At 68.3% G+C, this 8,126-nt stretch carries 6 protein-coding genes; 5 read left to right on the top strand and 1 reads right to left on the bottom strand.

Translation table 11 applies throughout. From position 1 onward, the window contains the following. Positions 1–8 precede the first annotated feature (8 nt). The 4 genes from ACCC94_RS12155 to ACCC94_RS12170 are packed head-to-tail and all read left to right on the top strand — an operon-like array spanning position 9 to position 5,153. A complete protein-coding gene (locus ACCC94_RS12155) occupies positions 9–491 on the top strand; it encodes a formate dehydrogenase subunit gamma (protein WP_413349715.1) in 483 nt (160 codons plus the stop codon). Next, the gene (locus tag ACCC94_RS12160; RefSeq protein ID WP_413349716.1) at positions 485–2,044 is read left to right on the top strand and encodes a formate dehydrogenase beta subunit; all 1,560 of its coding nucleotides are present in this window, start codon (positions 485–487) and stop codon (positions 2,042–2,044) included. Before ACCC94_RS12155 ends, ACCC94_RS12160 begins: the two co-directional genes overlap by 7 nt. Continuing rightward, the gene (gene fdhF, locus ACCC94_RS12165) at positions 2,041–4,938 is read left to right on the top strand and encodes a formate dehydrogenase subunit alpha (RefSeq protein WP_413349717.1); all 2,898 of its coding nucleotides are present in this window, start codon (positions 2,041–2,043) and stop codon (positions 4,936–4,938) included. The genes ACCC94_RS12160 and fdhF overlap by 4 nt, the downstream gene beginning before the upstream one ends. Then, on the top strand, positions 4,935–5,153 hold the full coding sequence (locus ACCC94_RS12170) for a formate dehydrogenase subunit delta (RefSeq protein ID WP_413349718.1): 219 nt from the start codon (positions 4,935–4,937) through the stop codon (positions 5,151–5,153). The genes fdhF and ACCC94_RS12170 overlap by 4 nt, the downstream gene beginning before the upstream one ends. Positions 5,154–5,202: 49 nt before the next feature. On the opposite strand, the gene mrdA is transcribed toward ACCC94_RS12170, so the two are convergent. After that, complete coding sequence (mrdA, locus tag ACCC94_RS12175) at positions 5,203–7,095, bottom strand: penicillin-binding protein 2 (protein ID WP_413349719.1); 1,893 nt, start codon at positions 7,093–7,095, stop codon at positions 5,203–5,205. Positions 7,096–7,493: 398 nt separating this feature from the next. Here mrdA and imuA point away from each other — a divergent pair, with 398 nt between their 5' ends. Then, positions 7,494–8,108, top strand: coding sequence for a translesion DNA synthesis-associated protein ImuA (gene imuA / locus ACCC94_RS12180; protein ID WP_413349720.1), 615 nt, complete (start codon positions 7,494–7,496; stop codon positions 8,106–8,108). Positions 8,109–8,126 lie beyond the last annotated feature (18 nt).

The following is an 8,126-nucleotide window of genomic DNA, read 5'->3' on the forward strand; positions in this document are numbered from 1 at the left end:
TGTGCTGTATGCCTGATGATTCGCTTCACCTGCCCCTGGTCCACGACGTGCTGGAACGTCTCAAGGCCACGCCCGGCGCGCTGCTGCCGGTGCTCCACGCCATCCAGGACGGCGTCGGCTACATCCCCGACGACGCCCTCCCCGAAATCGCCCACGCCCTGAACCTCAGCGTCGCCGAGGTGCGCGGGGTGATCAGCTTCTACCACGACTTCCGCACTGCGCCCCTGGCCCGCCATACGCTGCGCCTGTGCCGGGCCGAGTCGTGCCAGAGCCGCGGTGCCGAAGCCCTGGCCGCGCAGCTGCGCGAACAGTTGGGGCTGGACGACCACGGCACCAGCGCCGACGGCTGCATCACCCTGCGCCCGGTCTACTGCCTGGGCGCCTGTGCCTGCTCGCCGGCGCTGGAGCTGGACGGCCGCGTGCACGCCCGCCTCACTTCCGAGCGCTTGCGTGAGTTGCTGAAGGGTTGCCGGGAGGACGCCGCATGCTGAAGCTGTTCGTTCCCTGCGATTCGCTGGCCTGCGCGGTGGGCGCCGATGAAGTGGCCGACGCGCTGGTCACCGAGGCCGAGCGCCGCCAGCTGCCGGTACAGATCCAGCGCACCAGCTCCCGTGGTCTCTACTGGCTGGAGCCGCTGGTGGAGCTGGACAGCGACGCCGGCCGGCTGGGCTTCGGTCCGCTGACAGTGGGCGATGTGCCCGCGCTGCTCGATGCGCTGGGCGCAGGCACCATCAGCCATCCGCTGGCCCTGGGGCCGGTGGAAGAGATTCCCTACCTGAAGAGCCAGCAGCGCCTGCTCTTTGCCCGCGCCGGCGTCACCCGGCCGCTGTCGCTGGACGACTACCGCGCCCACGGCGGCTTCGAGGGCCTGGCCCGAGCCATCGGCCTGGACGGCGCCGATGTCGTCGCGGCCGTGCTGGATTCCGGCCTGCGCGGTCGTGGTGGCGCAGCCTTCCCCGCCGGCATCAAATGGCGCACCGTGCGCGAAGCCGCAGGCAGCCAGAAGTACGTGGTGTGTAATGCCGACGAAGGTGACTCCGGCACCTTCGCCGACCGCATGCTGATGGAGGGCGACCCCTTCCTGCTCATCGAGGGCATGGCCATCGCCGGTCTCGCCGTCGGCGCGAGCATGGGCTACCTCTACGTGCGTTCGGAGTACCCGGACGCCATCGCCACCCTCAACCAGGCGGTGAAAATCGCCCGCGACGCCGGCTACCTCGGTGAGGATGTCTGCGGCAGCGGTCGCGCCTTCGAGCTGGAAGTGCGGGTCGGCGCCGGCGCCTACATCTGCGGCGAGGAAACCGCCCTGCTGGACTCGCTCGAAGGAAAACGCGGCGTGGTCCGCGCCAAGCCGCCGCTGCCCGCGCTGCAGGGTCTGTTCGGCCTACCGACGCTGGTGCACAACGTGCTCACCCTGGCCTCGGTGCCAATCATCCTGGCCAAGGGTGCGCAGTTCTACCGCGACTTCGGCATGGGCCGCTCGCTGGGCACCATGCCCTTCCAGCTGGCCGGCAACGTCCGCCACGGCGGGCTGGTGGAACGCGCCTTCGGCCTGACCCTGCGCGAGCTGGTGGAAGGCTACGGCGGCGGCACTGCCAGCGGGCCGCCGACCTGCGCGGCCTTCAGCGGACGGCCGCTGGGCGCCTGGGTACCGCCGGCGCAGTTCGATACCCCGCTGGATTACGAGGCCTTCGCTGCCGTCGGCGCCATGCTCGGCCACGGCGGCGTGGTGGTCGCCGACGACAGCCTGGACATGGCGCGCATGGCACGCTTCGCCCTGCAGTTCTGCGCCGAGGAATCCTGTGGCAAGTGCACGCCGTGCCGCATCGGCTCGACCCGCGGCGTGGAGGTGGTGGACCGGCTGATCGCCGCCACCGACATCAGCGCCCGCGAAGAGCAGGCGCGGCTGCTCACCGACCTCTGCGACACGATGCAATACGGCTCGCTCTGCGCCCTCGGCGGGATGACCGCCTTCCCCGTGGCCAGCGCCCTCAAGCACTTCCCCGCCGACTTCGGTCTGGCGACCTCGGAGGCCGACCAGTGATCAACTATTTCGATCCCGCCACGTCCACTGCCGGCAACACCAGCGACGTCGATTTCGGCACACCGGCCCGCGACAGCGACGTGCAGGTCAGCCTGAGCATCGACGGCCGCGAGATCAGCGTCCCCGCCGGCACCTCGGTGATGCGCGCCGCTGCGATGCTCGGCACCACGATTCCGAAACTCTGCGCCACCGACAGCCTGGAAGCCTTCGGCTCGTGCCGCATGTGCCTGGTGGAAATCGACGGCATGCGCGGCTACCCGGCCTCCTGCACCACGCCGGTCAGCGAAGGCATGGTGGTGCGCACGCAGACGTCGAAGCTGGCGGACCTGCGGCGCAACGTGATGGAGCTGTACATCTCCGACCATCCGCTGGACTGCCTGACCTGCTCGGCCAACGGCAACTGCGAGCTGCAAACCGTCGCAGGCCAAGTCGGCCTGCGCGAGGTGCGCTACGGGTATGACGGCGCCAATCACCTGAGCGATGCGAAGGACGTCTCCAACCCCTACTTCGACTATGACCCGAGCAAGTGCATCGTCTGCAACCGCTGCGTGCGCGCCTGCGAGGAAACCCAGGGCACCTTCGCCCTGACCATCGAGGGGCGCGGCTTCGAGTCCCGCGTGGCGGCAGCCGGCGGCGACAACTTCCTCGACTCCGAGTGCGTCTCCTGCGGCGCCTGCGTGCAGGCCTGCCCCACCGCCACGCTGATGGAAAAGAGCGTGGTCGAGATCGGCCAGCCGGAACGCGCCGTCATCACCACCTGCGCCTATTGCGGCGTGGGCTGCTCCTTCCGTGCGGAGATGAAGGGCAACCAGCTGGTGCGCATGGTCCCGGACAAGAACGGCCAGGCCAACCACGGCCATTCCTGCGTCAAGGGCCGCTTCGCCTGGGGCTACGCCACGCACCCGGACCGCATCACCAAGCCGATGATCCGCAAGCACATCAGCGATCCCTGGCAGGAAGTCAGCTGGGACGAGGCGGTCACCTACGCCGCCAGCGAATTCCGCCGCATTCAGCTGAAATACGGGCGCGACTCCATCGGCGGCATCACCTCCAGCCGCTGCACCAACGAGGAGACCTACCTGGTGCAGAAACTGGTGCGCGCAGCGTTCGGCAACAACAACGTCGATACTTGTGCGCGGGTCTGCCACTCGCCCACCGGCTACGGTCTGAAGCAGACCCTGGGCGAATCGGCCGGAACCCAGAGCTTCGATTCGGTGATGCACTCCGACGTGGTGCTGGTGATGGGTGCCAACCCCACCGACGCGCACCCGGTGTTCGGCTCGCAGCTCAAGCGTCGCCTGCGCCAGGGCGCGCAGCTGATCGTCATCGACCCGCGGCGCATCGACCTGGTCGACTCGCCCCACGCCCGCGCCGAGCTGCACCTGCAACTGCGCCCCGGCACCAACGTCGCCATGCTCAACGCGCTGGCCCACGTCATCGTCACCGAAGGCCTGGTCAAGCAGGACTTCGTCGACGCGCGCTGCGAGGCCGCCGACTTCGCCCGCTGGCGCGACTTCGTCAGCCTGCCGGAGAACGCCCCGGAAGTGCTCGGCCCGGTGTGCGGCGTGCCCGCCGAAGAAATCCGCGCCGCCGCCCGCCTCTACGCCACTGGCGGCAACGCGGCGATCTACTACGGCCTTGGCGTCACCGAACACAGCCAGGGCAGCACCGCGGTGATGGGCATCGCCAACCTCGCCATGGCCACCGGCAACGTCGGCCGCGAGGGCGTCGGGGTGAACCCGCTGCGCGGGCAGAACAACGTGCAGGGCTCGTGCGACATGGGCTCCTTCCCCCATGAACTGCCCGGCTACCGGCACATCTCCAACGAGACCGTACGCAACCAGTTCGAGCAGGCCTGGGGCGTGACCCTGCAGCCCGACCCCGGCCTGCGCATCCCCAACATGTTCGAAGCGGCGCTGGGCGGCACCTTCAAGGCGCTGTACTGCCAGGGCGAGGACATCGCCCAGAGCGACCCCAATACCCAGCACGTCACCGCCGCCCTCGCCGCCATGGAATGCGTGGTGGTGCAGGACATCTTCCTCAACGAAACCGCCAAGTTCGCCCACGTGTTCCTGCCGGGCAGCTCCTTCCTCGAGAAGGACGGCACCTTCACCAACGCCGAACGGCGTATCTCCCGCGTGCGCAAGGTAATGGAGCCGCTGGGCGGCAAGGCCGACTGGGAAGCCACCGTGGCCCTCGCCAATGCCCTGGGCTACCCGATGGACTACCAGCATCCTGCGCAGATCATGGACGAGATCGCCCGCCTGACGCCGAGCTTCACCCGCGTCAGCTACGCCGAGCTGGATCGCCACGGCAGCCTGCAATGGCCGTGCAACGACGCCGCGCCCGATGGCACGCCGACCATGCACATCGAGCAGTTCGTGCGCGGCAAGGGGCGCTTCATGCTCACCGGCTACGTGCCCACCGAGGAGAAGGTCAACGCCCGCTACCCGCTGCTGCTCACCACCGGGCGCATCCTCAGCCAGTACAACGTCGGCGCGCAGACCCGGCGCACCGACAACGTCGCCTGGCACGAGGAAGACCGTCTGGAAATCCACCCCAGCGACGCTGAAAGCCGGGGCATCGGCGACGGCGACTGGGTCGGTATCGGCAGCCGCGCCGGGCAGACGGTGCTGCGCGCCAAGGTCAGCGAGCGAGTCGCTCCGGGAGTGGTCTACACGACCTTCCACTTCCCCGAATCGGGCGCCAACGTGATCACCACCGACAACTCCGACTGGGCCACCAACTGCCCGGAATACAAGGTCACGGCGGTGGAAGTGGTGCGGGTGTTCCAGCCTTCGGAATGGCAGAAGCGCTACCAGGCCTTCAGCGACGAACAGCGGCGCCTGCTCAAGGAACGCCGCCACCAGGAAAGAGCCGAGGTCCGTCGATGAGCGTCGAGAACCTGATCAAGATGGCCAACCAGATCGGCCAGTACTTCTCCACCGAATCGGACCATGCCCTGGCGGTCCACGGCGTGCAGCAACACCTGCAGAACTTCTGGACACCGGCCATGCGCCGCGACCTGAAGGCCTGGCACGCCGAGCATCCGGGCGAGGAGCTGCACGCCCTGGTGCAGGCAGCGCTGACGGAAACCGCGCAGACCTGACCGACCGCTCCGCCACCCACCCAGGCGGCGGGCTGGGTCGCGGAGGGTTTCAGGCGTGCTTGCCCGACGTCGTGTCCGCCGGCACGGCGTACTGCGGCTTCAGCTTGCCATCCGCATCGAGCAACCAGGCATCCATGATCTCGCGTACCACCGGGCCGGCCACGCGACCACCGGCCTCGCCGTTCTCGATGGTCACCGAGACCACGATGGAGGGCGCGCTGGCCGGGGCGAAGCCGACGAACAGCGCGTTGTCGCGGTGGCGCTCCCTGGTCTTCAGGCGGTTGTAGCGCTCGCCCTGGCGGATCGCGACGATCTGCGCGGTGCCGCTCTTGCCGGCGATGCGGTACTGCGCGCCCTGCCCCGCGGCCCGCGCGCCGCCGCCCGGATCGTGCATGACCAATTGCATGCCGTAGTTCACCGCATCCCAGTCGCGGGAATTGCTCAGGTGGATGTCGGGCATGGGATTGGCGTCGACGACGTCTGCGCCGCCCACCGATTCGGCCAGGCGCGGACGGTGCCAGGCGCCCTTGCTGGCGATCAGCGAGGTCGCTTCGGCCAGCTGCAGCGGCGTCACCTGCATGTAGCCCTGGCCGATACCGAGGATCACCGTCTCGCCGGGGAACCAGGCCTGGCGGCGGGTAGCGCGCTTCCATTCGCGGGACGGCATCAGGCCGGGGGATTCCTCGGCCATGTCGATGGAGACCTTGCTGCCCAGCCCGAAGCGGGTCAGGTAGTCGTGCATGCGGTCGATGCCGAGCTTGTGCGCGACGTCGTAGAAGTAAGTGTCGTTGGAACGCTTGATCGCCGTGTCGAGGTCCACCCAGCCATCGCCGCTGTGGTTCCAGTTGCGGTACTTGTGGTCGTAGTTGGGCAACTGGAAGTAGCCCGGATCGAAGACCCGCGTGGCCGGCGTGATGGTGCCGGTATCCAGGCCGGCGATCGCCACCACCGGCTTGATGGTCGAGCCCGGCGAATACAACCCGCGCAGCGCCCGGTTGAACAGCGGCCGGTCGATGGAGTCGCGCAGCTGCGCATACTGCGACGAGCTGATGCCGTTGACGAACAGGTTCGGATCGAAGCTCGGGTTACTGACCATCGCCAGCACCTGCCCGCTATTCGGGTCCAGCGCCACCACCGAGCCGCGGCGGTCGCCCAACGCCTTTTCGGCGGCGATCTGCAGGTCCACGTCCAGGCCCAGCACGATGTTCTCGCCAGCCACCGGCGGGACCTTCTTCAGCACCCGCATGACGCGGCCCTGGGCGTTGGTTTCGACTTCCTCGTAGCCCACATGACCGTGCAGCTGCGGCTCGTAGAAGTGCTCGATGCCGGTCTTGCCGACGTACTCGGTGCCCCGGTACTCGGTATTGTCCAGCCGCGCCGCCTCGCGCTCGTTGATCCGCCCGACGAAGCCGACCGAGTGGGCGAAGTGTTCGCCGTAGGGATAATGGCGGACGAACTCGGCATCCACGTCGATGCCCGGCAGCTTGTAGCGATTGACCTCGATGAGGGCGATCTGCTCCTCGCTCAGGTCATGCAGGAGGGTGACCGGCTCGAAGGGATGGCGACTCTTCTTCAGCACCTTGTCGCACTGCAGGCGCTGCTCGGGACTCAGGTGGAGGATGTCCGTCACCTGGTCGAGCACCGCCTGGGAATTGCCGGCGCGCTCGCGCGTCAGGGTGAGGTTGAAGCTGGGCAGATTCTCGGCGAGCACCTTGCCGTTGCGGTCGAAGATCAGCCCGCGCTCCGGCGGGATCGGCAGGACGTGGATGCGGTTGTTCTCGGAGACGGTGGCGTTGGTCGTGTAGTCGATGACCTGGAGGAAATACATCCTCGCCACCAGGGTCACGCTCATCAGGGCCACCAGCGCGCCGCAGGCGATCAGCCGGCGGTTGACCAGCGTCGACTCCTGCTGGTGGTCCTTGAGTTTGATCGGATCGTGCATCGGGATTCCAGAAGGTCGCCATCGATTCGGCGGAAAGCGCTTCACCCCTGCCGTGCAAGGGGGTTTTCCAATCGATGCGGCCTGTGTGCAGCAGAGTAGGAACGGGGCATACCGGCGTCACCAGGCGCGGAGCAATCACGCGTCAGCTGGCAGGCCGGCGCGGCATGGTACCAGACTGACCGGACGCATTCCCTAGAGGTAGGAACGGACCTGTAGCAACGCCCCGGCACATCCGAATAACCGTCAGACCAACCGCCATTGACGGCGCCTTCCCACTGGATAAACTGTATATACATACAGTTATTTCCGAGCAACCCCATGCAACCCTCATCCCCTTCCCTCCCCCGGCCCTGCTGCCGGGCGCATGACCGTCGCCGTTCGGCGGCCGGGAGGCCGTGATGGGCAGCGTGGTCGCGCTCGATACCCTGTTCCACCAGCGCCAGGTCTGGAAGGGCCAACTCCAGGCGCTGCCGCCCAGCCAGCAGCCCACCGGTCATGCGGCGCTGGATGCTGCCTTGCCGACCGGCGGCTGGCCGGAAGCGGCGCTCAGCGAAATCCTCCTGGCCGCCGAAGGCACCGGCGAATTGCAGTTGGTGTGGCCGACCCTGGCGCGACTCAGCGCGGCGGGCGAACGCATCGTGCTGGTCGCACCGCCTCACATTCCCTACCCGGCCGCCTGGCAGGCCGCCGGCGTGGCGCTGGAGCAACTCGCCATCGTCCAGGCGAGCGGTCGCGATGCGCTCTGGGCCGCCGAGCAGTGCCTGCGCTCGGGCAGCTGCGGCGCCGTACTGTGCTGGCCGCAACAGGCCGATGACCGAGCCCTGCGCCGTTTGCAGGTGGCCGCCGAGACCGGGCAGACCCTGGCCATCGCCTACCGCTCGCAGCGCGAAGCGCTCAACCCGTCGCCCGCCGCATTGCGCCTGGCGCTGGACGCCAACCCGGCGCAGCTGCGCGTGCTCAAGTGCCGCGGCGGCCTGGCGCCGGCGCGGCCCATTCCGCTGCCCTGGCACTGAGGTCGGCATGCTCTGGGC

The organism is Pseudomonas sp. Pseusp97 (assembly GCF_047304025.1).
GTDB lineage: Bacteria > Pseudomonadota > Gammaproteobacteria > Pseudomonadales > Pseudomonadaceae > Pseudomonas.

Excerpts from the sequence above, each read along its gene's own strand:
- ACCC94_RS12160 (WP_413349716.1), top strand. The coding sequence starts at position 485 with ATGCTGAAGCTGTTCGTTCCCTGCGATTCGCTGGCCTGCGCGGTGGGC.
- ACCC94_RS12155 (WP_413349715.1), top strand. The coding sequence starts at position 9 with ATGCCTGATGATTCGCTTCACCTGCCCCTGGTCCACGACGTGCTGGAA.
- mrdA (WP_413349719.1), bottom strand. The coding sequence starts at position 7,095 with ATGCACGATCCGATCAAACTCAAGGACCACCAGCAGGAGTCGACGCTG.
- ACCC94_RS12170 (WP_413349718.1), top strand. The coding sequence starts at position 4,935 with ATGAGCGTCGAGAACCTGATCAAGATGGCCAACCAGATCGGCCAGTAC.
- imuA (WP_413349720.1), top strand. The coding sequence starts at position 7,494 with ATGGGCAGCGTGGTCGCGCTCGATACCCTGTTCCACCAGCGCCAGGTC.